We start from the raw sequence: 23640 nt of genomic DNA, 5'->3' as shown, positions 1-23640 counted from the left end.
GTACCTTAAGGCATGGAAATTCAGGAATAGTTTATTTTAGTTTCATTATTTCGAGTATTACTAGAAATTTTAGTTTAAATATAAACCATTTTTCTGAAATGCAGGGATCTAATTGAAATGAGTATATGCACACTAATCACAAAACCCATATGTTCATTTTTTTGTGTTGTTCATTTTTTTTGAACAGGCTATAATTATGAACATGGCAAAGAGGATATTGTGATGAATATAGATAAACTATTATCGATCATAAAGGATAGATCAAAGCTTCAATGTAAATTTGATGAAAAACGAAATCAATTAACCCTCCAAATTGAAAAGAATAATAAGCTAATCTATAAGCCTGAACTCGTTGGCAATATCGATAATTCGAATATTGGTGCCATCGTTCAATATATGCAACATTTAAATAAAAAAAGTATTTTAATTAGCAACCACATTAATAAAGTTCTGGCTGATAAATTGCAAAAAGCGAATATTGAGTACGTTGATTTCTCCGGCAATATGTATATAAACTCTCCCCCTGTATTTATCTCTATTAAAGGAGAAACGCCTCAGAAGAAAAGTCTATCGGATATCACTCAATTCACACTGAGTGTTGCCAGTATAAAACTTATTTTTACACTGCTTGTCATTAAAAAACCGTTAGAGCATACCTATCGTGAGCTTGCTAAAATGAGTGATGTGGCATTAGGAAGTGTTAGCAAAACACTTTTAATTTTAGAAAAGCATGGATATATCGTAGAAAAAAATCGTGGTGAAAAGCATTTGGTTAATAAAGATATCTTATTAAGTAAATGGTGTATTGGCTATGCTGAAAAATTACGACCAAAATTAATAATCGATACATTTTCAACAGATAATCTGACAAAGTTTAAAGAAACAAATCCCTGTGAATTAAATTTTCTTTGGGGAGGAGAAATAGCTGCTGCAAAGTTAACTCACTATCTAAGCCCCCAAATAATTACACTTTATGCAGATGATGCATTACCACTATTACAATATAAATGCAGGTTAAAAAAAGATAATAATGGGAATATAGAACTAATAAAAAAATTCTGGAATTTTGATACCAAAACTTATAAAGAAAACCATGTGCCATTCATTTTGGTTTATGCCGATTTATTAAGCTCACTCGATGAAAGAACTCAAGAAACAGCGGAAATGATATATGACAAGTTCATTAGAAAACAGGTGGAATAATTTTTCAGATAATGATATCGAGTTATTTGCATTAATTAATAAGATTGCTCGTGATAATGATAGTTCTTACTTTTTAATTGGTGCTAAAGCGAGAGATATTCTCTTAGATTATTTTGGTAAAAAGGCAGAATTAAGAAAAACATTGGATACTGATATTGCTTTATGTTGTAGAAATTGGCAAGAGTTTTATAAAATAAAAAACGCTCTTGTCAATGGTAGTGATTTTGCTGTCGATGAAAAATTTGAACCCCGTATCATATCCACAAAATATGGCTGTCTAGACATTGTCCCATTTGGTGAAATAAACGAACATGACTCGAATCTAAAATGGCCACCAGATTATGACATAAATCTCAGTTTGATTGGATTTGAAGATACATTTAAGCATGCAATAGATATCACAATTAGAGATATTACTATAAAGGTAGCGTCTCCATTGGGGTTCGCTCTTCTGAAGCTATTTGCTTGGGTTGACCGAAGAGCTCAAAAAGACGCTAGTGACTTTGCTTATATTATTGCCAACTATTTTGACTTGGGCAATGAAAATAGGCTTTATGAAGAGAATCAGGATCTTTTAGATGAAAACTTTGATTATACGCTGAGTGGATGTCGTCTTTTAGGTCGTGATCTAAACAATTTATCCAGAGAGACATGCAACCATCTAAAGGATTTTTTTGATGGTGACGAATTAACAGATGGACTAGCATTATCTATTTCCAGGGCTCAATATAATTATCAGGAAGCAAGTCGTATGCTCCAAATGATTAAACAGGGTTTCTTAGACTGAGTGTAAAATTAATTAATCAGTTGCCGGGTATGAAAAAAATGAGGGACATTGGGGGCAAGAGGGACTCCCGCGCCATTACGGGCTTTTATCTGCCCCAACCTTTAGCTTCTTTGGTGGGGCATTTGGGACATTTTGAACAATTTTCGTTATCAATCAATATCATTCAATAACACCTCTTTGAATTTGATCTTTTGTGCTTGACATTCTTTGAGGGAATACGAGATGCTTTTTCCAAGCTTAAGGAGTAAGCCCGATGTTCCAACACAATGTAAGCAGTTGGAAGTCAAAGGATTAGGAAAAAAGAATATCAATCAATTGTCCAAGATGATACTGGATGATGCGTTGAGTTCTGTTCAAGGAAGGGACATCTCGGCATTTGGCTGAGGAGTAAACAACTGAGGAATTTCCTATGACTTTAAAAAAACCATCCCGTTTGAATCTATTAAACGAATTCGAATCTGTGCCACATTCTACGCTTTTCAATCAACAAACCATCGCGGCGGTATTAAGCTGTTCCACCCAGTTACTTGAACGTAACCGTTGGGCGGGTGGTGGTGTTCCCTATTTAAAAATTGGTCGCAAAGTTTTGTACCGAAAGAGCGATGTGCTGAATTTTCTCCAACAACAAAAAGTTTATCACTCAACCAGTGACCACGTCAGCTGTTAAATTTTAAAATTTGATTGGGCATACTTAAAAATGGACTTAGTATAAGAGGTTCAAGAGAGATGCTATGCTTGCTAACTGTGATCTTTCAGTTTATTCACAAACGAGCTTGGATATATCATGCATCCGAATGTTCTATGCGCTTGCTCGGTATAGTAATTAAGTGATGTATCAGGTTGATTTGTTAAATTAAATTGATTTATAGCATCCAGCATAGCATCTTTCATAAAAGGAATATGTATTGCTCGCGCAGTGCTCGTTGAAATACGTTGTTCTAAAGATACTGGCCAGTAAGATTTTAAATGGGAAGGGTTAGCAATGATTTGATAATCAACATATGTAATGATTAATGGAATTTTATATACGTCAACCGCTTGTTCAATTTCATAAGAAAGCATACTCCCAGATGCTCTTGTCTGGCTACTTAAAATGATTACTACATTTTTTGAGTTTGATAATCTTTCTCTAATTCTTGATTTCAATGTATCTAGTTTACTAGAATCTTAAACCGCATAAGTTTTGTCATGGCTATCTATATAATTAAAATCAATGCTTTTATTAGCAGCCCATGCTTGAATCGTGGAATAGTACTTGAAGTCAGATAATGTGGGATTTGTTTGTCCTAAGCCATCAAAGGCAATGTAAGTACCGAAAATTACAGGTTAAGGGTTAAGGTTTTGTGTTCTTGATTAATGCCCCGGAAATGGGGAAGAGCCATTTTAATTCAAACTTCGACACATATTCGACACGTAAAAATTTAGATTTTTATGAGACAGCTTAAAAGCCTTATGGGAAGTGGCTCCCTGGGACGGGCTCGAACCGCCGACCTAATGATTAACAGTCATCCGCTCTACCGACTGAGCTACCAGGGAATGAGGCGGAATCTTAAAACGATTCCGCGTGATCGTCAAGCGTTTAGTAATATTTTTTTTACTAGCTGCAAAAACGTTGTAATCTGTTGAGCGCATCTTTTAATGTATCGATGCCAGTAGCAAAGGATAGACGGATGCAGCCTTCATTGCCGAATGCTGATCCGGGGACTAGAGCAACACCTACATCCTTTAACAGTTTCTCTGAAAATTCGATGTCATTGGCGTAACCGCGTTTTTCAATGATGGCTTGTACGCAAGGGAAAATATAGAACGTACCATCGGCAGGAATAACTTCAATGTCAGGTATGCCCAGTAATCGATCTACTACATAGTCATGTCTGTTATGGAAGGCATTAACCATTTCCATAACGCTTTCCTGGCTGCTGGTTAAGGCTGCTACCGCTGCTCTTTGAGCAATAGAACAAGGATTGGAGGTGGATTGCGATTGGATGGTTTTCATCGCATTCATCAACGGCGCAGGGCCTGCCGCATAGCCTATCCTCCAGCCGGTCATGGCGTAAGCCTTGGAAACTCCATTTAATACAATCGTTCGGTCATATAACTCTGGGCAGGCGTTAAGAATGTTAGCGAAGGGTTGGCTCCAGAGAATGTGTTCATACATGTCGTCTGTAGCGATAAGAATTTGAGGGTATTTTAGCAATACCGCTCCCAGGGCTTTTAACTCCTCCAGGGTATAGGCTATTCCTGATGGATTAGATGGGCTATTGAGGAAGATCATTTTGGTTTTTGGGGTAATGGCTTTTTCTAACTGTTGGGCGTTAATTTTATAACGTTGCGCCGGTGTGGTGTTAATGATTACCGGAACCCCATCTGCCAACAAGACCATATCAGGATAAGAAACCCAGTAAGGGGCAGGGATAATCACTTCATCGCCGGCATCAAGAAAGGCTTGGCATAAATTATAACAACTTTGTTTGCCGCCAACTGACACTAAAATCTGATTGAGTTGGTAATCCAGGTCGTTATCTTTTGCAAATTTGTTTTTAATGGCTTCTTTTAGTTCAGGTATGCCATCAACAGCGGTATATTTGGTATAACCTGCTTCAATAGCTGATATGGCTGCCAGTTTAATGTGTTGCGGCGTGTCAAAATCAGGTTCACCAACGCCTAAGTTAATAACATCAAGCCCTTGTGCCCGCATTTGAGTGGCTTTGGCGGCCACGGCCAAAGTGGGGGAGGGTTTTACTTTTTGTACACGCTTTGCCAATGCGATATCCATCTATTACTCCTGTGATTTATAAGTGTCATGGCTTATAATATAAACATGAAAGATTTATTTAAAATTTATTCCAACTACCAACCTGCCGGTGATCAGCCTACTGCAATAGCTTCATTAATTGACGGCTTGGAGTCAGGTTTGGCTAAACAAACCCTTTTAGGCGTTACGGGCTCAGGTAAAACGTTTACTATTGCCCATGTGATTCAGGCCATGAAACGGCCTACCTTAATCATGGCGCCTAACAAAACGCTTGCCGCGCAATTGTATGGCGAATTTAAAGCCTATTTTCCTGATAATGCCGTAGAATATTTTGTATCCTACTACGATTATTATCAGCCTGAAGCCTACGTACCTTCTTCAGATACCTTTATAGAAAAAGATTCGTCCATTAATGAACATATAGAGCAGATGCGTTTATCGGCGACTAAAGCTTTAATCGAGCGCAAAGACGCAATTATTGTCGCAACGGTTTCTGCCATTTATGGTTTGGGCGACCCCGATTCCTACTTGCGTATGGTATTACATCTTTCCCGTGGAGAACAATGCGGGCAACGTAAAATATTAAAACGGCTTGCTGAAATGCAATACACGCGCAGTAATATGGCTTTGGAACGTGGTCAATTTCGCGTGCATGGGGACGTTGTGGATATTTTTCCGGCTGATTCAGAAAAAGAAGCAATCCGCATTGAGCTGTTTGATGAGGAGATAGAAAACATTGCTCGTTTCGATCCGCTAACAGGGGAAATTTTACAACGTCTGCCCCGGGTTACGGTTTTTCCCAAAACACATTATGTTACTCCGCGTGAACGAATCCTGGAAACCGTTGATTGGGTGAAAGAGGAGCTGCAGGACAGACTGGCTGAATTTAATGCGCAAAATAAATTAGTCGAAGCACAGCGTTTAGAGCAACGGACTTACTTTGATATTGAGATGATGTTGGAGCTTGGTTATTGTTCGGGCATTGAAAATTATTCACGTTATTTATCAGGTCGCGGGCCAGGAGAGCCCCCACCGACTTTATTTGATTATTTGCCGCCGGAGGCCTTGCTGATTATTGATGAGTCACATGTGACCGTGCCGCAAATTGGTGGCATGTATAAAGGAGACAGGTCACGTAAGGAAACTTTAGTTAATTATGGTTTCAGACTTCCGTCTGCCTTGGATAATCGGCCTTTAAGATTTGAAGAATTTGAAGAACGTTCACCTCAAACTATCTATATCTCAGCAACGCCGGGGCCTTATGAGCAAGCCAATGCCGATAATGTTGCCGAGCAAGTGGTTCGTCCTACGGGCTTAATTGATCCTGAGGTGGAAATCAGACCGGTCAGAACTCAGGTGGATGACTTGATGTCTGAGATTAATGTGGTGATTAAAGAAGGCGGGCGGGTTCTGGTTACCACTTTGACTAAGCGCATGGCAGAAGATTTAACGGATTATCTGACCGAACATAAGATTAAAGTACGTTATTTGCATTCGGATATAGACACTGTTGAGCGGGTAGAAATTATTCGTGATTTACGTTTAGGCGAATTTGATGTTTTGGTCGGAATTAATTTATTACGAGAAGGATTAGACATGCCAGAGGTTGCTCTGGTCGCTATTCTTGATGCCGATAAGGAGGGCTTTTTACGTTCCGATCGGTCTTTAATCCAAACCATTGGGCGCGCAGCACGTAACGTGAAAGGACGCGCTATTCTTTATGCGGATAAAATGACTGGCTCGATGAAGAGAGCTTTGGATGAAACAGACAGAAGACGTGAAAAACAGAAAACTTTTAATCTGGAACATGGCATTACTCCTCTGGGTATTAATAAATCAATAGCTGATATCATGGAAGGAACCTATATAGGCAAACGAAAAACAGTGGTTGCCGGAAAAATTCCTGAATACATGCATTGGTCACCGCAAGAATTGATGAAACAAATCAATACCCTGGAAAAACAAATGTATCTGCATGCTAAAAATATGGAGTTTGAGGCAGCGGCTAAAGTGCGGGATGAATATCTTTTATTGAAAGAGCAATTAATCAAGATATAACCCGACCGGCATCGATTTTGAACCCTGAGGTTCAAGTGGGGGGCGGATGAATCGGTTCAGGCTTCCCACTACTGGGTGGGCTTGCACAACGCCGATTTCAGGATGCTCCCCTGGCTGTGAGTGTTGGTTCTAAAATCACTCGCCATCGGGTTAGTTAAATTATAGCATTTTCCTGCTCTCATAAGCTAGCTGATTATTATTTAATTTCATTGGTTTATTTTCTTTCATTAAAATCATGCAATCGCTCTTTTATAGACTATACTCATGTTAATTATCACATTTGAATGCGGCGAAAGGATCAAACGGGAAGTTAGTTGCTTTATACAAAATTAACTTGTTGGTTAATGCTGTAGTGGAGCTGGGTCTCGATTAATGAATATCAAAGATAAAATTTTACCTAGTACTATCATTTTAAAACATCATGTTAATCGTTATACCTTTTTGGGATTAGCCATTTCTGTGGGTAGTATCCTTATTGCCAGTTTAATCGTTTCGTATCAATTAACCGGCCATGTGAATTTAGAGGGTTTTGTTGCCGCACAAATGAGTAATCCTGCAATCTGGGTTTTGAATTTAACCCCTTTTATGTTTGTCTATTGGGGACAGGCTTTTTGCGAAGGTCTTGTTACTCGAGCACAATCCATTCTAAGTGATAAAACGAACGAGTTTTTAACTATCAGTAACGAGCTGGAGTCCAAACTGAAGTTTGAAACCCATCATGATGCCTTAACCAAATTAGCAAACGGTCGCATGTTAAGTGCCCAGATTAGTCACATTATTGAGCAAATGGGGACGGAAGGAGAGCTCGGGTTAGTGACGATAAAAATTAATGACTTTCAGAATATTCAATCTAATTTTGGTACTTTTAATGCAAATAGTCTCTTAAAACAGTTTGCTGACAAATTAAAATCCATTCTGGTCGATCCTTATTTGTTGAAGGTATCCACGGGGGTCACCAGCGTGGCGCACTTGAACAATGAGGAATTTGCTTTATTGTTAACCCGACTTAAGAAAGATTTTAATGCAGAGGAATTTTTATCTACGCTGCATCAATTAATAACCTCTTCTTTTCATATTGATGATATCAAGATCAATGTGAACACCACGTGCGGAATGGCTATTTATCCTGTCCATGGTGATGAAGAAGGCATGTTGTTAAATCATGCCAATATTGCTCTGGAACATGCAAAAAAACAAGGTATACCTTACCTGCTGTATCATTATGAAATGATAGAGGATTTTACCAACAATCGTATGCTGATCCACGAATTGATGCGTGGTATAGAAAATAATGAACTTGATGTGTGTTTTCAACCTATTGTGGCGCTGGCTACTGGAAAAATTATTGGCGCTGAGTCTATGGTTCGTTTTGACCATCCTCAATTTGGCCTATTAAACGCGGAAAAATTTCTTCCGATAATTGAAGGAACTACTTTAACGACTGAATTAACTGCATTTATGTTAAAAATGGTGATAAAACAATTGGCATCTTGGCATAGCGCCGGTTACCCCATTTTCGCTTCAGTGAATATCTCAAATCAGGATGCGACCAATCGAGAATTGCCTGCTTTTATAGAGAAATTGCTTCATGATTATGAGATGGCTCCGGAATTTTTAAAATTAGAACTTACCGAGAAGGCATGTCTTACCAATCAATCCATTACCCGGGAAGTGCTGGAGCAGTTATCCAACATGGGTGTTAAATTATCCATAAGTGATTATTGTAGTGGTTATTCCCCTTTTATTTATTTACTTAATTTCCCTATTGATGACATCAAAATTGAAAAGTCATATGTTTTGACTATGACTAAAGATGCCAAGAATGCCAAAATAGTGAAAGTCATTATTAAACTGATGGACTTATTAGAGCGAGATGTCATAGCAAATGGCATCAGCGATAAAGAAACTCTCGAGCAGTTAAAAAAATCAGGTTGTGCTTATGGACAAGGGGTCTATTTTTCACGGGCAGTTGATGCAGCTCAATTTACGAATTTATTAGGTAAAAAGTCCACTGATTAGAGAATAATTTTATAAGAGAAGAGGACTCATAAGAGTCCTCTTTCTGGCTGATTTTGCGTTAAAACTTATCTGGACTTGCTTTTGCCCAAGCTTCTTTATGCCTTTCGGGAAGCTTGTTTTCCAAATACTGCCCAGGCGTGCAGTAATCATAAAGTTTATCCATGGTTTTAGCTTGCCCAATAGCAATTCGACGCATGATGTGAGCAGGAGTTAAATCGCTGGGGTTGTCTAAGCCTAATGCACCAACCATCTCTAAAAAACTTTTCATTGTGTTTTTATGGAAATTGGCAATGCGATGTTTCTTCTCATCGACGACTAAACCATATTGCAAGCGTTTGTTTTGGGTGGCTACTCCTGTAGGACAGGTATTGGCATTACATTGTTTGGATTGAACGCAACCGGCCGCCATCATCATCGCTCTCGCGGCATTACACATATCAGCACCCAGAGCAATATTGGTGACTAAATCAAAACCATTCGTTACTTTGCCACTGCAAATAACTCTTATTTTATCGCGTACATTAATACCGACCAGAGCATTATGAACAAAGACTAATCCTGGCTCTAAAGGGGTTCCAATAAAATTTGTGTACTCTTCAGGAGCCGCACCAGTCCCTCCTTCGGCACCATCTACGGTAATAAAATCAGGCAGAATATTGGTTTTTAGCATGGCTTTGCAAATAGCGAAAAACTCATCTCTTCGGCCCACGCATAATTTAAATCCAATTGGTTTGCCGCCAGAAAGTTCGCGTAATTTTTTTACAAAGAGCAGTAAACCCACGGGGGTATTAAAAGTAGAATGGGCAATAGGGGATAATACATCCTTCCCCATGGGCACTTTTCTGACTCGTGCTATTTCTTCGGTCAATTTGGCCGCAGGCAGAATTCCACCATGAGATGGTTTGGCGCCTTGTGATAATTTAATTTCTATCATTTTTACTTCTTCACGAGAGGCCTCTATCCTAAACTCATTGTCATCAAAATTACCGTCTTGATCACGACAACCAAAATAGGCAGTACCAATTTGGAAGATGATATCTCCTCCTTGCAAATGATAGGGGCTTAGACCACCTTCTCCAGTATTGTGCGCAAAGCCGCCAATCTTTGCTCCCTTATTAAGGGCCATAATGGCATTGGCCGATAAAGAACCAAAACTCATAGCAGAGATATTTAAGCGAGAGGCACTATAGGGTTTGGTGCAATCAGGCCCCCCCACCATAATTCGGTTTTCTACTTCAGAAGCATGCTTGGGCACTAACGAGTGAAGAGCCCAAGTATAGCCTACGCTTAAGATGTCACGTTCTGTTCCGAAAGGAATCGTATCCCGTTCATTTTTAGCGCGTTGGTAGATCAGGGAGCGGATTTCGCGATTAAAGGGGAGTTCATTTTCATCAGTAGCAATAAAGTATTGTTGAATCTCCGGACGAATAAATTCCAAAAAATAACGAAGATGACCCAAAACAGGAAAATTACGCAAGAGCGTGTGCTTTCTTTGCAATACGTCATAAAGCCATAAGACTGCTATGGGAATAAGAAAGAGGATAAACCATCTTACATCTTTCAGCATGATAAAGATGGCAAGCAGTACTGCCAGGATAACTGCAAATCCAAGATACCATTGGCGTCTCATCAATAATTCCTTTTAAATTATTTATTACCTCTAATAACGAAGTGATAAGCTAAACTGTAATTAATCGGTTTGTGGGATAGTATCGCCCTCGCCGCCCACCGTTTTATTAATTTTATTTTCTAATGAGGTGATAAACTGGGTGACTTGAAAGCGTTGATGTTCCTGATCATTTTTACAGATGATTAATTCATGACTTATATCCAGGGCAGCGAGCAACAGTATTTTATAGTCATCAAGTTTTTTTGACTTATTCTTGTTAAGATGCATTTGCTCACTAAGCTTTTGGGCGGCGAGTAATAAATTGGTTTCTTCGCCCTCTGGACATTTGATTTCATAGGATTTATTTAATATTTTAACTTTACAGGATTTTATATTAGTCATTATTATCCTTCGCATTAGCACGGCGCTATTCAAATAGTAGCAATTTTGGCTGATGGCAGCAAATAGTGAAATTTAATTTTTATAAATCTTTATCGTCTAACTGACCAAGGTGAACACTCGCTTTAAATCGGTTATCATTAGTTATTTTTATCTATGAGTTGATTATGTCCGAAGAAAATAACCGATTGCATTTGCCAGAGTATGATGGCTTTATTGAGTCTATTGCTGTCTTGGCATTAGATATATCTGGCAGTGAATTGCATGGGATCATGTGTGGTTTTCTTTGTGCGGGAGCCGATAATCAAGGTGAGACCTATTTACGCGCTTTGTTAAATAATAAAAAGGATGAGGCCAGTCGTTCTGCTTTCCTGGCTATGTTCGGCGTTTTTTCTATAAGTCAGCAGCAAATTTCTAATTTCGATTTTGAATTTGAAATGTTACTTCCCGATGAAAATGAGTCTTTAATTGACCGGGCCCAAGCCTTTAGTGAATGGTGTGAAGGGTTTACCCAGGGGCTGTCTATGTCTGGTGTGGGTATGGATCAATTTTATGATGAAGAAGCTCAAGAAGCCCTCCAGCATCTTATTGAATTTGGTGAATTGGATACTGATTCTTTAGATGTTGATGAGGAAGATGAAAAGGCCTTGATGGAGGTAAGCGAGTATGCTCGTATGGCAGTTATTCGTTTACACGGTGATTTAGTAATGAATGAACGCGAGCGTGGTGGTTCGGAAACGACACATTAAAAGGATCTTTACATGATTACTCAAAAAGAATACCAGACGAGACGCAAAAAATTAGCTGAACAATTGCCCGCCGACAGTGTGGTAGTTATTTCTGCCTCCCATGAATTATTGCGCAATGGAGATGCCCATTATCGTTTTCGTCAGAACAGTAATTTCTATTATTTAACCGGTTTTAATGAGCCTGATGCCTTATTAGTCATTATTTCTGGCAAAGAGCCGCAAAGTATTTTGTTCAATAGGCCGCATAATCCTGCTGAAGAGCAATGGACAGGAAAACGATTAGGGCAAGAGGGCGCCCTGAAGGAATTGAGCATGAATGCCGCTTTTCCTGTGGCAAGCATTGCTGAAGAATTACCCAAATTATTAGCAGGGAAAGCCGCAGTTTACTATGTTCTTGGTCAGGATCCCGAATTAGAAAAACAAATAATGCACGCTTTGAATACCTTAAAATCTCAGGTGAGACGAGGGGTTAAAGCCCCGGTCGCTTTATGTGATCTGGAGCCTGTATTGGGTGAAATGCGCTTGTTTAAAAGCGAGGCTGAGATTGATTTAATGCGTCAGGCTGCGCATATTTCTGTGAATGCCCATAAACGGGCGATGCAAATTTGCAAGAAGATGGAGTATGAGTATCAATTAGAAGCTGAGCTTGTTTATGAATTCAGTCGTCATGGCTGCCGCAGTACTGCTTATGATTCTATAGTGGGCAGTGGGGAAAATGCGTGTATTCTTCATTACACTGAGAATAATCAGCCTTTACGCCCTGGCGATTTAGTGCTTATTGATGCGGGTGGCGAATACGGTAATTATGCTGCAGATATTACCCGAACTTTTCCGGTGAATGGTCGATTTAATCCTGAGCAAAAAAGCATTTATGAACTGGTTCTTAAAGCACAACAAGCAGGAATTGCCGCGATTAAACCAGGCATTGCCTGGAACAGCATCCAACAAATCATGGTCAGGATCTTAACTGCGGGTTTATGCGAATTGGGTATTTTAACTGGAGCCGTTAATGACTTAATTGCCAATGAAGCCTATAAACCATTCTATATGCATAATTCTGGGCATTGGTTAGGCCTGGATGTTCATGATTCCGGAAGCTATCGAATCAATGGGGAATGGCGTCCCTTGGTGCCTGGTATGGTATTAACTGTGGAGCCTGGCTTGTACATCAGTCCGGGCATGCATGGGGTAGACAAACGTTGGTGGGGCATTGGCGTGCGTATAGAAGATGATGTTTTAGTGACTAGTACAGGGCATGAGGTATTTACCGCTGCTTTGCCCGTTGAGGTCGATGATATTGAGGCATTAATGCGTGGCTAAAAAACAGGTTGACATACTGATCATCGGTGGGGGGCTAACTGGAGCTACCTTAATGCTTGCATTGCAAGGTTTAGGGCTCAATACCTTGTTGGTTGAGGCTAAACCGTTTAGCGATAAGGTAAATCCCGATTTTGATGCGCGATCGTTAGCCTTATCACCAGCAACCAAACGTATTTTAAACATGTTGGGCGTATGGGATATTCTTAAAGAATATGCTACGGCCATTGATATGATCCATGTTTCTGATCAGCATCGTTTTGGCGTATCGCGATTACAGGGGGATGCAGATAATCCCCTGGGCTATGTAGTTGAAATGCAACACATTAATTTAGCGTTACATCAATTATTAGCTAAAGAACAGCTGATGGCTCCTGCTACGGTAACTTCTTTAGATCTTGCTGCTAAAACCGTGACGGTAAGTACTGATACCGGTGACGTGCAGATTGCAGCTCAATTAATCGTGGCAGCTGACGGGGCTGAATCGGTGGTGCGCCGCTTTTGTGATTTGCCCGCTAAAATCAAGAGTTACAATCAACAGGCTATAGTGGCTAATGTGGGTTTGGTGAAACCGCATGAACACCGGGCTTATGAGCGCTTCACCGCCCATGGACCTTTGGCACTGTTGCCTATGCAGGATAACCGTATGTCCTTAGTCTGGGCTATGTCTCCTAAAAAGGCAGAGCAATTGATGGCATTAACTGAGGCTGCTTTTCTTAAAGAATTACAGCAGGCTTTTGGTTATCGATTAGGCCGATTGGTTAAAGTCGGAAAACGGCACAGCTACCCATTGAAACAAGTGCTGATGCCACAACAGATAAAATGGCCTGTTGTTTTTGTAGGAAATGCTGCGCATACCCTCCACCCCGTTGCTGGGCAAGGCTTTAACCTGGGACTACGAGATGCGGCAACTTTGGCGCAATGTATTAGCAAACAGGGTTTGAATGAAGAAATGTTGCAGCAGTATTTGCAATTAAGACGCCATGATCAGCAAGTCATTACGCGTTTCACTGATGGTTTAATTCAAGTATTTACCAGCCGGTTACCTGGAATGGGGTTGGTACGCAATATTGGCCTGATTGCGATCGACAATATTCCAGCTTTAAAAAACTGTTTGGCGCGTTATGCCCGAGGCTTTGGTGGTTTTACCCCGGACTTGGTTTGTGAAATTGCTTTGGAGACTGTAGATGTCCCTTACCTCGGAGATAGAAATGAGCCAACATTTTGATGTGCTGATCGTTGGTGGCGGAATCGTTGGTTTAACCGCAGCTTTAGCCATGGCTCAGCATCATTATACGGTTGCAGTAATTGATGCAGGGACATTAAAGGCAGATACCTCAGGGGTTGATTCGCGAGTTTATGCCATCAACAAAGCGTCACAAGCTTTATTGCTTGAGCTTGGTGTATGGCAACACCTGGATGCCTCGCGAGTTTCCCCCTATAAGAAGATGCATGTTTGGGACGGGGTTAATGGAGCCTCTATAGACTTTGATTCAAGATCTATTGCGGCACCTGATTTAGGTGCGATTATAGAGGAGTCGGTATTAAAACAAGCGCTTTTGCAGCAGATAATTAGCGAAGAAAAGATCAGTTTGTTCCCCCATTGTTCGGTGGATGAGGTATGTAGTTCGATACAAGGCGTGCAGATTAGCAGTCAAAACGTGGTTTGGAGCGGGCAGTTATTAATGATTGCTGATGGTGCCAATTCACCTACTCGTCAAAAACTTAATGTAGAGTTAACCACCTGGCCTTATCACCAAAAAGCCTTGGTTGCGACTGTCCAAATTGAAAAGACTCATCAGCAAACAGCCTACCAAGTCTTTAATCCTGATGGACCTTTGGCTTTTTTACCGTTATCGGATCCCCATCAATGCTCCATTGTTTGGTCAACGAACGCAGAAAGGGCTCAACAGTTAATCGCTCTTGATGAAGAGGCGTTTAATGCGGAGCTAACTCAGGCCTTCGCTGCATATTTAGGCCACGTTACCTTGGTGAGTACCCGCTACCAGTTTCCTTTGCAAATGAGGCATGTAAAGCAATATAGCGGTAATCGTTGGTTACTTCTTGGCGATGCTGCTCATACCATTCATCCCTTGGCCGGCTTGGGGCTGAATGTGGGCTTGGCTGACGTGCGTTGTTGGCTGCAGCTTTTGGAGGCTTCAAATGGTGCCTTGCCATCAAGAAAGATATTGAATGCTTATCAACGAGAACGTAAATCTGCAGTCTGGCAAATTATTTTATTGATGGAAGGCTTCAAATGGTTATTTGGTTATTCATTGGCCCCGGTTGCTGCTCTTCGTGGTTTAGGCTTACGTATTTGTAATGGAATTACCCCCCTGAAACGGTTATTCATTCAGCACGCATCGGGCTAGGGATGGCGTCTTCTAGAAACTATTAGACTTCCTTTATTCCGAGAGCAAACGATGCTAACCCAAGAGGAGCAAGCCGCATATGATGAAGCCATCTTGGAAAATAAAGAAGACATTGCAGTAGATGCCATCCTCTCCATCATTCAGGCAGGAAGACATTCCCTACACCTTCCTTTGCCAGAGCAAGATGCATCAATGGATGATGAGGAGTCCTTATCTGAGAATTATAACTCTTCATTTGGCTATCGATAACGGTTACCAAGTGGCCCTACAATGAAGCATGGACGGTTAAAGCATGATCTAATTGATAAGGGCATGTTGAGATATTTTGTACTTAGTGTACAATTATTCCTCTTTTGTTGCGAAGAAATAATATGTTGACCCGTCTAGCTGGCTGTTTACGACTTAAGATTTTTGTTATTACCTTATTTTTAGTAAGCCCTCTTGCACAAGCTAGGGCAATGAGGAGTTGCCATCCCCCCATTAATCCATCTCAGCCACAATATATTGTGGGCTATGGCTCCTTGATGTCAGAAGACTCAAAAAAAACCTCAGCAAAGAATTCCGGTGACAATATTCCTGTCACTATTACTGGTTATCAACGTGGCTGGTTTTTGAAGGGGCCTGCTGCGAAATATAGTGCTACTTTTCTTGGAATTAAGTCTGCTGTAAACCAAAGAATAAATGGCGTTGTCTTCAATCTTCCTGACTCTAATGAATTATTGGCCATTGATGAGCGAGAACAAGGCTATTGTCGTCAGCTTGTTGAGTTAAACAGTATCCAACCACTGACGGCAGATCCACTGCCACAAGCTCAATATTGGATTTATGTGCCTGAACCAGAGCAAATTGCTCTAGCCAACAAACAGTATCCTATTGTCCAAAGTTACGTGGACATTTTTTTATCGGGATGTATTCAAATGGAAAAAAAATATCACCTGAGCGATTATGCTCGACAATGCATTACTACTACTTCTGATTGGTCTCCCCAATGGGTTAATGATCGAATTCATCCTAGAAGACCTTGGTCTTCTACGCCTGAGGCAGCTGCTATTGATAAATTATTATCAGAAGAAGTGGCCGATTCTTTTAATAGTATCGTCATCGAAGGCAGTATTAATGGGTGATATGTCTTGAAAAAAGTAATAGCTTCTTACTTCCCAAGCTAACGCGCAAAATGCTCACGGCTGAAAGCTACTTTTTCTGCTGTTGATTGTTTAGGATGATCTTTAAAATGAGCCTCTATGGCGCGATATCTCTTTAATCCCCCCTCTCTATTGGCGATTTGAATATTCAAGCCGGGACGAGCATTAAGCTCCAGCATTAAAGGTCCTTGATCTTTATCAAGGACAATATCTACGCCAAGATAACCTAAGCCGGTTAAGTCATAACAACTTGACGCAATTTCAAGAATCTTATTCCAATAAGGCACTTCGATACCGACAATTGGATTTAAAGTGTCAGGGTGATAATCAATGGTGTCATTATGAAAGACTCCCCCCAGGGTTTTTCCGGTTGCCAGATCAACACCAACACCTATTGCCCCTTGATGTAAATTGGCTTTACCACCTGATAATCGAGTAGGAAGTCTTACCATGGCCATCGCCGGGTAGCCCAATAAAGTAATAATGCGAATATCAGGAATGCCCTCATAACTTACTTCGGCAAATATAGGGTCAACCACAACTCGTTTTTCAATGATGGCATAATCCGATGAACCACCCAGGCTATAGGCACCGGACAATAAACAGGACAGGTGATAACTCAGTTCCTGAACGGTGGTTAATTTGCCATTAATTTGCCGATAACGTCCATAGACCTTGTCTTTAAAAACTAAAATACCATCACCACCCGAGCCACGAGCGGGTTTGACTACAAAGTCGTTATAAGGAGCAAAACGCTCTTCTATGGTTTTGATCTGTTGCTCTGTTTCTATAATGTCATATAAAGGAGGGACGGCAATTCCTGCTTTTAATGCCAGTTTTTTGGTTTTCAGCTTATCATCGACTAAAGGAAATAATTTCCTTGGGTTATAACGGAGCACAAAATCAGTGTTCCGCTGATTAATACTTAAAACCCCATGATTTTTCAAACGACGAAAAAGACTAATCATTTTATATCTCTTGCCAGTACTTTAAACCGTTTTAATTCAAATAAGCGATATCCACGATATTGTCCAAACCATAAAATCAGGGCTAAAAGAATTAAAAGAAGTTCAGGGAAGGCAAAAATCAGATATTGCAGCGGTTCATAACTCATCGCCCAGTAAGATATCACTGCGGCAAACAGACTTCCTATGCCTGATTTTATCGCTTCCGATGCGCCCCGTTCGTCCCAGGTAATACACATGCGTTCTATAGTCATTGTTAAAATAACCATAGGGAATAAGGCAACAGACATTCCTGCATCAAGAGCGAGATTTTGACTGACGACGCTAATAAAAATCATCAATAGAATAACCACGGTTAAAATGGCTGCAAGCCTGGGTACCAGCAGCAATTTCAATTGATCAAGATAAAAGCGGGCTAATAAGCCAAACGATACAATAATAACGAACAGACAAATACCCCAAATTACATGGGTTTCTCTAAATGCTAAAGCGATCAGTACTGGCATAAAGGTACCAAAGGTTTTAATCCCTATAAAATTGCGCAGGATTAAGATGATGAAGGCACCAATAGGTACAGTTAATAAAATTTTATAGGTAGCCTGCACATTAACCGGAAGTTGCAGTAGTGAAAACCGGAGAAGTTGTGAATCGGATTGTAATCCCCTGGCTTTAGCAACACTTAATGCATTAATAGGGGTTGGTGATACAGTCAATGAGAATTGAGCTTTTGAGCCTCCTACGACATCAAATAACGCTTCATTACCGTATTGCCAAATAAGGAACTCTTTTGGCAAGCCTGCGCCACCCGTACGCGGGTTGATATAAATCCAGTTTTTACCATTAAAAACAGCCAGAAAAGACTTTAAATCCGCTTTGCTTTTTTGGTTTAGATAAATTCCTTTGACGGGCATGGCAAAAATTTTAGACTGATTAAGAATCAGAATGGTTGCTTTAATAATCCCTTCATCATCGAATTCATTGCCAACTAAAAGTTTGGCATTGCCATCCTTTTTATTGAGTTCTTTAACCGTGCTTTGGGCAAATGTTTGAATGTCAGCGGAAGATTGCCGTACTTGGTTGGTAATGGTTTCAACAGCGGACTTTTGACTCTCATCAAGGGTTTGCGATTTAACAGCCGAAGGCTTGGGTAATGTTGATTCATCACTCTCTGTTTGGCGAATAATTGCTCTATAGTAGAGTGATTGCGGTCCATGACTTCTTCTGATGGACCATACTGTTTCACGGTTATAACCGTTTAAGTTGGTGGTGACGCCATAGCTTCTGGAGACAAAGTATTCATCAAGTATAGCAAAATGAGGGGGCAAGTATGGAATGGTAAAGCTCGCTTTAATAGGCGTATTGTTATCGGCAATAAAGCGTAAATTGGACTCTACCATCCAGCTGTTTATTGTTTCAGCATCCGTTAAAGGGACATCTAAAGCGAAGTGCCTGTATAGGAAAAGACTTGACCCTACAAGAAGTAGGGTAATTATTAGGCCATAAACATGACGTTTGTTATTTTTCATTATTTCTTAGGGCTCAGAGATTTGACAGTGAAAGTAAGGGCTGGATCGACTGCTCCATTAAAATCAATAATGGCATCTCTCCCTAGCAGTAACGGATACAGGAAGCGTTTACGGTTGGTTAAATTAACTTGGATCGCTCTGACCTTATCACCTAATTTGATATTGAGTAGTACAACAGGGCGTTTCATTGGCTTTGATTTTAATAACCCGGGATTGGCTTCACTGGCTCGAACTTTAATTTTTACTTTGCCTATGTATTCGCATTCAAAAATCTGATCCCCTTCTTTAGTCGGGACGGTAAAGCGTAAATACGGAACACCTTTAACATCAATCTCAGTAATGTTAGTCGCATTTAAAGATGCAGATTTGGCCCCGGTATCCAATTTTGCTGACAAAGTCAGGTTTTTATCAATTAAGGTCGCTTTTTCAACATAACCATAAATTTGCGGTTCACTTTTTGCCATAAGGGTTCCAGTCAATAGTGACATAAAAATAAAGAGAGCAATTATCGATCTCATTTAATCCTCTTACCTGAGTTATATATTTTGGTGCAGTATCGTAGCAGGTTTGTGCCTTAAGTCACAGTCTGAGAATGAGTTTAGTGAAATAAATTTTGGAAATTTATTATATTTTTATTGGTTTCCTGTGATAAAATTGCAGATTGCTGAGCTTAATTGTATTTTTTTGGTTCAGGATGAAAATTTTATTGACATCAAGGGCCATAATCCCATACAATGGCGAGCAATCTTTAGCTGATGCCCCTAACGTGCACGCATGTCTCTTAAGAGTGATGATAGTCAAGCTTCAACGCCCACAGATTTAGTCTTCATTCTAGCAATTGCTGGCCGTATTGACGCGCAAAGTCGTATCATTGCTAAAGAACTCGATAACGATCGCTCTATCTATTACGGTTACGCCGTTTGTGATTCCTTAAGTTCCTCCTACAGTATGTTCAAATATTTCCTGGACGTATTTTTTGCCAATAGCAGTAACGATGCAATGCATGACCTGATGATGACACCCGGTGGCATCGCTGCAATGACGTTAGAATCGTTGTTCTTGATTAGTTTTTCTGTTTTGGCGGCTAAATTTGATAACGAAACGGGCGATAATTATAAAAAAATGATCGCAACGGCCTGGCCGTATTTTCGCGACATCATGAAAGGTTTAAAGAATGCTTATAAAGGATGGCGCAGTGCAATAGTCGCATTTGGTTTGCTTGGTGCCGTTGATATTAATTTTCTCATTATTCCAGTTGGGGTTATTCTGGGTATTTTTGCCGCAGCGAACCGATTTTTGGTCCGTTATCTGGTAACAGAACCCCGCAAATCAATGATGAGTGCCAATGTAAGGTTAAAGGATGAAATAAAGCAATTACTGTCGCTAACCTACGAAGAAAGTAAATTATATGCTCAGGACATTCAGGAACAAGATGTTGATACGCGTATTTTTGCTTTTTTAGCGGTAGGGCTCGGGGGAGCTATCGATGGTTTATATCTTTATGTTGGTGTTTTAAGTCTGGCGATACTCTCCTCGCCGCTGCTTTTTTATATGGTGGCGATGTGTGTTTTTTATACGGTGGCTTGTATTATTACCCGGATCTATGAGGAGTATGATTTTCAGCTCAGGTTACTTATTACCCAAACTAAATGTAGATTAGAGCTTGTCGCAAAAGAAACCGAAACTGTTTATGCAAAATTGCTTGCCTTGCAGAAAAAAACAGATAAGAGTGATGATGACCTTATTCAGCTGAGTCTTTTAAAAAATGAGCTTAATTATTTACTTACCCAGTTTGAAGAACAGCGTAAGATATTGCGTGAGCGATCGACACGTACTTATCTTTCTGCAGTTTTGTTAGGTTTAAAAAACGGCCTATATGTTTATGGCGCACTTGCCAGTATTTTATTTTTAGTGGGCTCTATATTAACGCTCAGCGGTTGGGTTTTCCCTCCAGCATTATTGGTTGTTTGTGTCTCTCTTGGCCTGGTTTTTATCACCACTTGTATCATTCATTCCTTAATAACCAATTATCAACATTTACAGAAAGAAAAGGCTCAAGCTGAACTTCCTGAGCTATTGGTTGCACTGAGAAACAGCATAAAGCTGAATCAGGATCTGGACTGCTGGGTTGAAAAAGACGTTTTTCGTGAGATATTGGATGAGGGCATAGCGGTTGAAGCATCCCCTCAATCCTCCGTGCAAGACCGTTCTGAGGTAGTGCGATCTACATTTTCTGGCTTTGGTAAGGGACAAAAGATTATCAGTTTTTTCGGCTTTTTTTTACAGTCCAAGGATGAGCAGGGCCATTATCATGATAGTAGTGCTATGCAGATTTTCTCGGTGTTTAGTGCGCTTATATTTGGCATTATCCTGGGACTTAGGGCTTTAGCTCGCGGTTTTGGACGCGTCCCTTTAGGTCAGGATCAACCTGCGGTAAGTCTGGCCCCGGAACCGGTAATACCGCGTGAGCGATCAGCAAAGGGGCCAGAGAAAGGGGAATTATCATCTTTGCACGAGTCAACAGATAAGAAGGGAACCGCGGATATTAAACTGGAACTTATTAAAATCAGCAAGAATGCTAAGGACGCATCAACAACCAAAGTGCCAGGGGAATCAATCCAGCAATTTAAGTCCCGGAATGATTCCCAGTTTCGTTTCGATTCCAGCCGTTCCATCTTTGGTTTTTTTGAAACTAAAGCCTCTCTCCACCGCTCTGAAAGCGACGCTTGTTTAATCTCCCGTGATGCTAGTCCTGACGGTACAATTCGGGGTTTAGGGTAGGATCATTATACATTTTAAATTGATGATATATTCTAAAAGTACGACTTTTGGCTTGTATCTCATCAAGCAATTGTCTTAAACAAAGACTTAATTGTTCTAATTGTTGGTGTATGGTTTCTAGTTTATAAGCACAGGTTTTCCTATGTTCTTCACTTACATCCTGACGGTTGGTCTGTAAAGCCATGTGATATGATTTAAGTGATAAAATAGAAAGTCTGTCGATTATCATTCCTGGCGATTCGGAGTTTACCGGGCATTGCTCCGGTTTTTCGGGTTGTAACGCTTTGAAAAGCCACTCATCCATCGCTTCCATGCGATTGTTTCTAAGCTGATTACAGGTATCTATCTCCCGTTTCGCTTGGTAAACAAATTCATGACCCATATCATCGCGACGTGCACGATCTTCGGCATGCCATAATTGAAAATTAAAAGCATGATTCTCTTCCACCAACTGGTAAAATTCTTTATGTTGGTATTTAATTCCTAAAGATTTCCATTGGATGATGCACTGTTCATGAAGAGCAGTAATCGTTGAGGCATTGATTAGGTGTTGCATAGTGTATCCAGCTGAATAATAAGTTGCCTAGTTTAACTCAAATTAGACCCGCGGATCTATGCCGAATAAAAAGAGGATGATAACCATGCTTAGGATTCTTGTCGTTTTTACTTATTAATGGGCACAACGCCAGCTACAGCTCGCTAAAAATAGCGATTATAAATTTTTAAATAAGTCCCATCGTTTTCCATATTCAACAATGCTTTATTAATTTTTTGAATCAGAACCGCATTGTTTTTGAGTGCCATAATGCCATAGCCTCCACCCATGGAAATTTTTTTTCCTACCAGCCTAAATTGCTGCAATGCATTGTTAACCATAAATTTACCTACACTGTCATTAACATAAATGACATCCACCTTATGATTGGCCAAAGCAGCAATTAAATCAGTCATAAGTTCGTATTTCTTGATGTCATTATCTTTTGCATAAGGCGAGTTAAGGACTACGGTGTATAAAGTATCGGTTATGACGCCTATTTTATGATTTTTAATATCCGCCAGGTTCTTGATAGGGGAATCACTTAAGGTGAGAAATTGGCCATTACTGGCTAAATAAGGGAGACTGAATACAAAAGACTCCGAACTTTCTGCCGAAATGGGGACTGGAATAAAAGAAACATCAATGAGCCCTTGTTGTAAGGCATTGCCGTGTTGGTCTACGGTGGTCGATACGTAACTACACTCTGCTTGAATGCGTTGACAAATATTATCCATCAGATCGATGGTGAATCCAAAAAAGTGCTTGCCATCCCCAGCCAAAGAGGAAAAGGGAGGAGCAAATTTCAAAACACCCACCTTGAGAGTATCGCTGTACGCAAAGGTATTGCTAATAAGCAGGATGATGAAAACTAAAGCTTTCATACGTAAAATCCTTTTAGAGTGTACTTAAACTGTAGGAAGGAAGGTGTTTTTTGTCAAACTGTGTTTCGGAATGTTGCAGGATCTCGCACTATTTTTTTGCCAGGCAACGGTCTAATGCATTGGCAAAAGCGGTTTTTTCTTTAATACTTAGCGCCGCGGGTCCTCCAGTACGTTCTCCGGTTGAACGCAGTTGTTCATTTATATCCCGGAAATTTAAACGTTGTTTGATGTTGTTTTCGGTATAGATTTCTCCCCGGGGATTAATGGCAAGTCCTAGTTTGGCAACTACATCTGCCGCTAGAGGTATGTCTGCAGTAATCACCAAATCCTGTGCTTCCATGTGGCTAACGATATAATGGTCGGCCGTGTCGAAGCCTTTTTCGACGCGTACCGAATGAAGGAAAGGAGAGTTTGGATAAGTCAGAAACGCATTAGCTACTAAGGTAAGATGCGTTTTTGTGCGTATGGCTGCACGAAATAAAATTTCTTTAATCATCTTGGGACAAGCGTCGGCATCTACCCAGATATGCATTTCTTTG

Annotated in this window: 22 protein-coding genes, 1 tRNA gene, 1 other RNA gene and 1 pseudogene; 13 read left to right on the top strand and 12 right to left on the bottom strand. The window is 40.3% G+C overall.

Features of this window, described 5'->3' with window-relative positions:
* Positions 1-222: 222 nt before the first annotated feature.
* The 4 genes from LOX96_RS10580 (at position 223) to LOX96_RS10565 (ending at position 2657) form a co-directional block, all read left to right on the top strand.
* Entirely contained in the window at positions 223-1203 is a 981-nt protein-coding gene (locus LOX96_RS10580; protein WP_250422084.1) for a type IV toxin-antitoxin system AbiEi family antitoxin, read from the top strand.
* On the top strand, positions 1172-1990 hold the full coding sequence (locus LOX96_RS10575; RefSeq protein ID WP_250422085.1) for a nucleotidyl transferase AbiEii/AbiGii toxin family protein: 819 nt from the start codon (positions 1172-1174) through the stop codon (positions 1988-1990). The genes LOX96_RS10580 and LOX96_RS10575 overlap by 32 nt, the downstream gene beginning before the upstream one ends.
* 222 nt (positions 1991-2212) lie before the next feature.
* Entirely contained in the window at positions 2213-2374 is a 162-nt protein-coding gene (locus LOX96_RS10570; protein WP_250422086.1) for a hypothetical protein, read from the top strand.
* A 25-nt stretch (positions 2375-2399) separates the two neighbouring features.
* Positions 2400-2657: a helix-turn-helix domain-containing protein gene (locus LOX96_RS10565; protein ID WP_250422087.1), complete on the top strand. Its 258-nt coding sequence runs from the start codon at positions 2400-2402 to the stop codon at positions 2655-2657.
* Between the two features lie 71 nt (positions 2658-2728).
* On the opposite strand, the pseudogene LOX96_RS10560 reads toward LOX96_RS10565, so the two are convergent.
* The 3 genes and pseudogenes from LOX96_RS10560 to LOX96_RS10550 form a co-directional block, all read right to left on the bottom strand.
* A pseudogene (locus LOX96_RS10560) lies at positions 2729-3142 on the bottom strand (TIR domain-containing protein); the annotation flags it as partial.
* Positions 3143-3450: 308 nt separating this feature from the next.
* Positions 3451-3526 (bottom strand) — tRNA-Asn (locus LOX96_RS10555).
* Between the two features lie 61 nt (positions 3527-3587).
* Positions 3588-4766 (bottom strand): pyridoxal phosphate-dependent aminotransferase, encoded by a 1179-nt coding sequence (locus tag LOX96_RS10550; RefSeq protein WP_250422089.1) that lies wholly within the window; start codon positions 4764-4766, stop codon positions 3588-3590.
* A gap of 45 nt (positions 4767-4811) precedes the next feature.
* On the opposite strand from LOX96_RS10550, the gene uvrB reads away from it, so the two are divergent.
* Entirely contained in the window at positions 4812-6803 is a 1992-nt protein-coding gene (gene uvrB / locus LOX96_RS10545) for an excinuclease ABC subunit UvrB (RefSeq protein ID WP_250422090.1), read from the top strand.
* Here uvrB and ssrS read toward each other — a convergent pair.
* A non-coding RNA gene (gene ssrS, locus LOX96_RS10540) (6S RNA) lies at positions 6797-6963 on the bottom strand. The two genes, uvrB and ssrS, sit on opposite strands and share 7 nt — an antisense overlap.
* Positions 6964-7175: 212 nt before the next feature.
* Between ssrS and LOX96_RS10535 the strand changes: the two genes are divergently transcribed.
* Positions 7176-8822, top strand: a complete 1647-nt coding sequence (locus tag LOX96_RS10535; RefSeq protein ID WP_250422091.1) for a putative bifunctional diguanylate cyclase/phosphodiesterase — start codon at positions 7176-7178, stop codon at positions 8820-8822.
* A 58-nt stretch (positions 8823-8880) separates the two neighbouring features.
* Here LOX96_RS10535 and LOX96_RS10530 read toward each other — a convergent pair whose 3' ends face one another.
* Together LOX96_RS10530 and LOX96_RS10525 are read right to left on the bottom strand one after the other, a co-directional pair.
* A complete protein-coding gene (locus LOX96_RS10530) occupies positions 8881-10452 on the bottom strand; it encodes an FMN-binding glutamate synthase family protein (RefSeq protein WP_250422092.1) in 1572 nt (523 codons plus the stop codon).
* A 60-nt stretch (positions 10453-10512) separates the two neighbouring features.
* Positions 10513-10833, bottom strand: a complete 321-nt coding sequence (locus tag LOX96_RS10525) for a cell division protein ZapA (protein WP_250422093.1) — start codon at positions 10831-10833, stop codon at positions 10513-10515.
* Between the two features lie 164 nt (positions 10834-10997).
* On the opposite strand from LOX96_RS10525, the gene LOX96_RS10520 reads away from it, so the two are divergent.
* From LOX96_RS10520 to LOX96_RS10495, 6 genes are all read left to right on the top strand, one after another.
* Positions 10998-11579, top strand: a complete 582-nt coding sequence (locus tag LOX96_RS10520) for a UPF0149 family protein (protein WP_250422094.1) — start codon at positions 10998-11000, stop codon at positions 11577-11579.
* 12 nt (positions 11580-11591) lie between these two features.
* Positions 11592-12899, top strand: coding sequence for a Xaa-Pro aminopeptidase (gene pepP / locus LOX96_RS10515; protein ID WP_250422095.1), 1308 nt, complete (start codon positions 11592-11594; stop codon positions 12897-12899).
* Complete coding sequence (gene ubiH / locus LOX96_RS10510; RefSeq protein ID WP_250422096.1) at positions 12892-14124, top strand: 2-octaprenyl-6-methoxyphenyl hydroxylase; 1233 nt, start codon at positions 12892-12894, stop codon at positions 14122-14124. Before pepP ends, ubiH begins: the two co-directional genes overlap by 8 nt.
* A complete protein-coding gene (locus LOX96_RS10505; protein ID WP_250422097.1) occupies positions 14108-15268 on the top strand; it encodes a UbiH/UbiF/VisC/COQ6 family ubiquinone biosynthesis hydroxylase in 1161 nt (386 codons plus the stop codon). Before ubiH ends, LOX96_RS10505 begins: the two co-directional genes overlap by 17 nt.
* 51 nt (positions 15269-15319) lie before the next feature.
* A complete protein-coding gene (locus LOX96_RS10500; protein WP_250422098.1) occupies positions 15320-15517 on the top strand; it encodes a hypothetical protein in 198 nt (65 codons plus the stop codon).
* Between the two features lie 122 nt (positions 15518-15639).
* A complete protein-coding gene (locus LOX96_RS10495) occupies positions 15640-16392 on the top strand; it encodes a hypothetical protein (protein ID WP_250422099.1) in 753 nt (250 codons plus the stop codon).
* 38 nt (positions 16393-16430) lie between these two features.
* Here LOX96_RS10495 and LOX96_RS10490 read toward each other — a convergent pair whose 3' ends face one another.
* The 3 genes from LOX96_RS10490 to LOX96_RS10480 are packed head-to-tail and all read right to left on the bottom strand — an operon-like array spanning position 16431 to position 19419.
* Entirely contained in the window at positions 16431-17378 is a 948-nt protein-coding gene (locus tag LOX96_RS10490) for an alpha-L-glutamate ligase-like protein (RefSeq protein ID WP_250422100.1), read from the bottom strand.
* On the bottom strand, positions 17375-18901 hold the full coding sequence (locus tag LOX96_RS10485) for an inactive transglutaminase family protein (protein ID WP_250422101.1): 1527 nt from the start codon (positions 18899-18901) through the stop codon (positions 17375-17377). Before LOX96_RS10485 ends, LOX96_RS10490 begins: the two co-directional genes overlap by 4 nt.
* Complete coding sequence (locus LOX96_RS10480; RefSeq protein ID WP_250422102.1) at positions 18901-19419, bottom strand: ATP-dependent zinc protease family protein; 519 nt, start codon at positions 19417-19419, stop codon at positions 18901-18903. The genes LOX96_RS10485 and LOX96_RS10480 overlap by 1 nt, the downstream gene beginning before the upstream one ends.
* Before the next feature lie 256 nt (positions 19420-19675).
* On the opposite strand from LOX96_RS10480, the gene LOX96_RS10475 reads away from it, so the two are divergent.
* Positions 19676-21682 carry a hypothetical protein gene (locus LOX96_RS10475; RefSeq protein WP_250422103.1) on the top strand — a complete coding sequence of 669 codons (2007 nt, stop codon included), beginning with the start codon at positions 19676-19678 and terminating at the stop codon, positions 21680-21682.
* Here LOX96_RS10475 and LOX96_RS10470 read toward each other — a convergent pair.
* From LOX96_RS10470 to LOX96_RS10460, 3 genes are all read right to left on the bottom strand, one after another.
* Positions 21648-22238, bottom strand: a complete 591-nt coding sequence (locus LOX96_RS10470; RefSeq protein ID WP_250422104.1) for a DUF4254 domain-containing protein — start codon at positions 22236-22238, stop codon at positions 21648-21650. The genes LOX96_RS10475 and LOX96_RS10470 overlap by 35 nt on opposite strands.
* A 143-nt stretch (positions 22239-22381) precedes the next feature.
* Complete coding sequence (locus LOX96_RS10465) at positions 22382-23101, bottom strand: transporter substrate-binding domain-containing protein (RefSeq protein WP_250422105.1); 720 nt, start codon at positions 23099-23101, stop codon at positions 22382-22384.
* Between the two features lie 88 nt (positions 23102-23189).
* Positions 23190-23633, bottom strand: coding sequence for a YaiI/YqxD family protein (locus LOX96_RS10460; RefSeq protein WP_250422106.1), 444 nt, complete (start codon positions 23631-23633; stop codon positions 23190-23192).
* Positions 23634-23640 lie beyond the last annotated feature (7 nt).

This window comes from Legionella maioricensis, from assembly GCF_023618015.1.
In the GTDB taxonomy this organism is placed as follows: domain Bacteria; phylum Pseudomonadota; class Gammaproteobacteria; order Legionellales; family Legionellaceae; genus Legionella; species Legionella maioricensis.
This window is presented reverse-complemented; position numbering and strand designations above follow the sequence as displayed.

Bases quoted from the DNA above. Each gene is read 5' to 3' on its own strand.
- LOX96_RS10580 (WP_250422084.1), top strand. From the start codon at position 223: ATGAATATAGATAAACTATTATCGATCATAAAGGATAGATCAAAGCTT.
- LOX96_RS10575 (WP_250422085.1), top strand. From the start codon at position 1,172: ATGACAAGTTCATTAGAAAACAGGTGGAATAATTTTTCAGATAATGAT.
- LOX96_RS10570 (WP_250422086.1), top strand. From the start codon at position 2,213: ATGCTTTTTCCAAGCTTAAGGAGTAAGCCCGATGTTCCAACACAATGT.
- LOX96_RS10565 (WP_250422087.1), top strand. From the start codon at position 2,400: ATGACTTTAAAAAAACCATCCCGTTTGAATCTATTAAACGAATTCGAA.
- LOX96_RS10550 (WP_250422089.1), bottom strand. From the start codon at position 4,766: ATGGATATCGCATTGGCAAAGCGTGTACAAAAAGTAAAACCCTCCCCC.
- uvrB (WP_250422090.1), top strand. From the start codon at position 4,812: ATGAAAGATTTATTTAAAATTTATTCCAACTACCAACCTGCCGGTGAT.
- LOX96_RS10535 (WP_250422091.1), top strand. From the start codon at position 7,176: ATGAATATCAAAGATAAAATTTTACCTAGTACTATCATTTTAAAACAT.
- LOX96_RS10530 (WP_250422092.1), bottom strand. From the start codon at position 10,452: ATGAGACGCCAATGGTATCTTGGATTTGCAGTTATCCTGGCAGTACTG.
- LOX96_RS10525 (WP_250422093.1), bottom strand. From the start codon at position 10,833: ATGACTAATATAAAATCCTGTAAAGTTAAAATATTAAATAAATCCTAT.
- LOX96_RS10520 (WP_250422094.1), top strand. From the start codon at position 10,998: ATGTCCGAAGAAAATAACCGATTGCATTTGCCAGAGTATGATGGCTTT.
- pepP (WP_250422095.1), top strand. From the start codon at position 11,592: ATGATTACTCAAAAAGAATACCAGACGAGACGCAAAAAATTAGCTGAA.
- LOX96_RS10505 (WP_250422097.1), top strand. From the start codon at position 14,108: ATGAGCCAACATTTTGATGTGCTGATCGTTGGTGGCGGAATCGTTGGT.
- LOX96_RS10500 (WP_250422098.1), top strand. From the start codon at position 15,320: ATGCTAACCCAAGAGGAGCAAGCCGCATATGATGAAGCCATCTTGGAA.
- LOX96_RS10495 (WP_250422099.1), top strand. From the start codon at position 15,640: ATGTTGACCCGTCTAGCTGGCTGTTTACGACTTAAGATTTTTGTTATT.
- LOX96_RS10490 (WP_250422100.1), bottom strand. From the start codon at position 17,378: ATGATTAGTCTTTTTCGTCGTTTGAAAAATCATGGGGTTTTAAGTATT.
- LOX96_RS10485 (WP_250422101.1), bottom strand. From the start codon at position 18,901: ATGAAAAATAACAAACGTCATGTTTATGGCCTAATAATTACCCTACTT.
- LOX96_RS10480 (WP_250422102.1), bottom strand. From the start codon at position 19,419: ATGAGATCGATAATTGCTCTCTTTATTTTTATGTCACTATTGACTGGA.
- LOX96_RS10475 (WP_250422103.1), top strand. From the start codon at position 19,676: ATGTCTCTTAAGAGTGATGATAGTCAAGCTTCAACGCCCACAGATTTA.
- LOX96_RS10470 (WP_250422104.1), bottom strand. From the start codon at position 22,238: ATGCAACACCTAATCAATGCCTCAACGATTACTGCTCTTCATGAACAG.
- LOX96_RS10465 (WP_250422105.1), bottom strand. From the start codon at position 23,101: ATGAAAGCTTTAGTTTTCATCATCCTGCTTATTAGCAATACCTTTGCG.
- LOX96_RS10460 (WP_250422106.1), bottom strand. From the start codon at position 23,633: ATGCATATCTGGGTAGATGCCGACGCTTGTCCCAAGATGATTAAAGAA.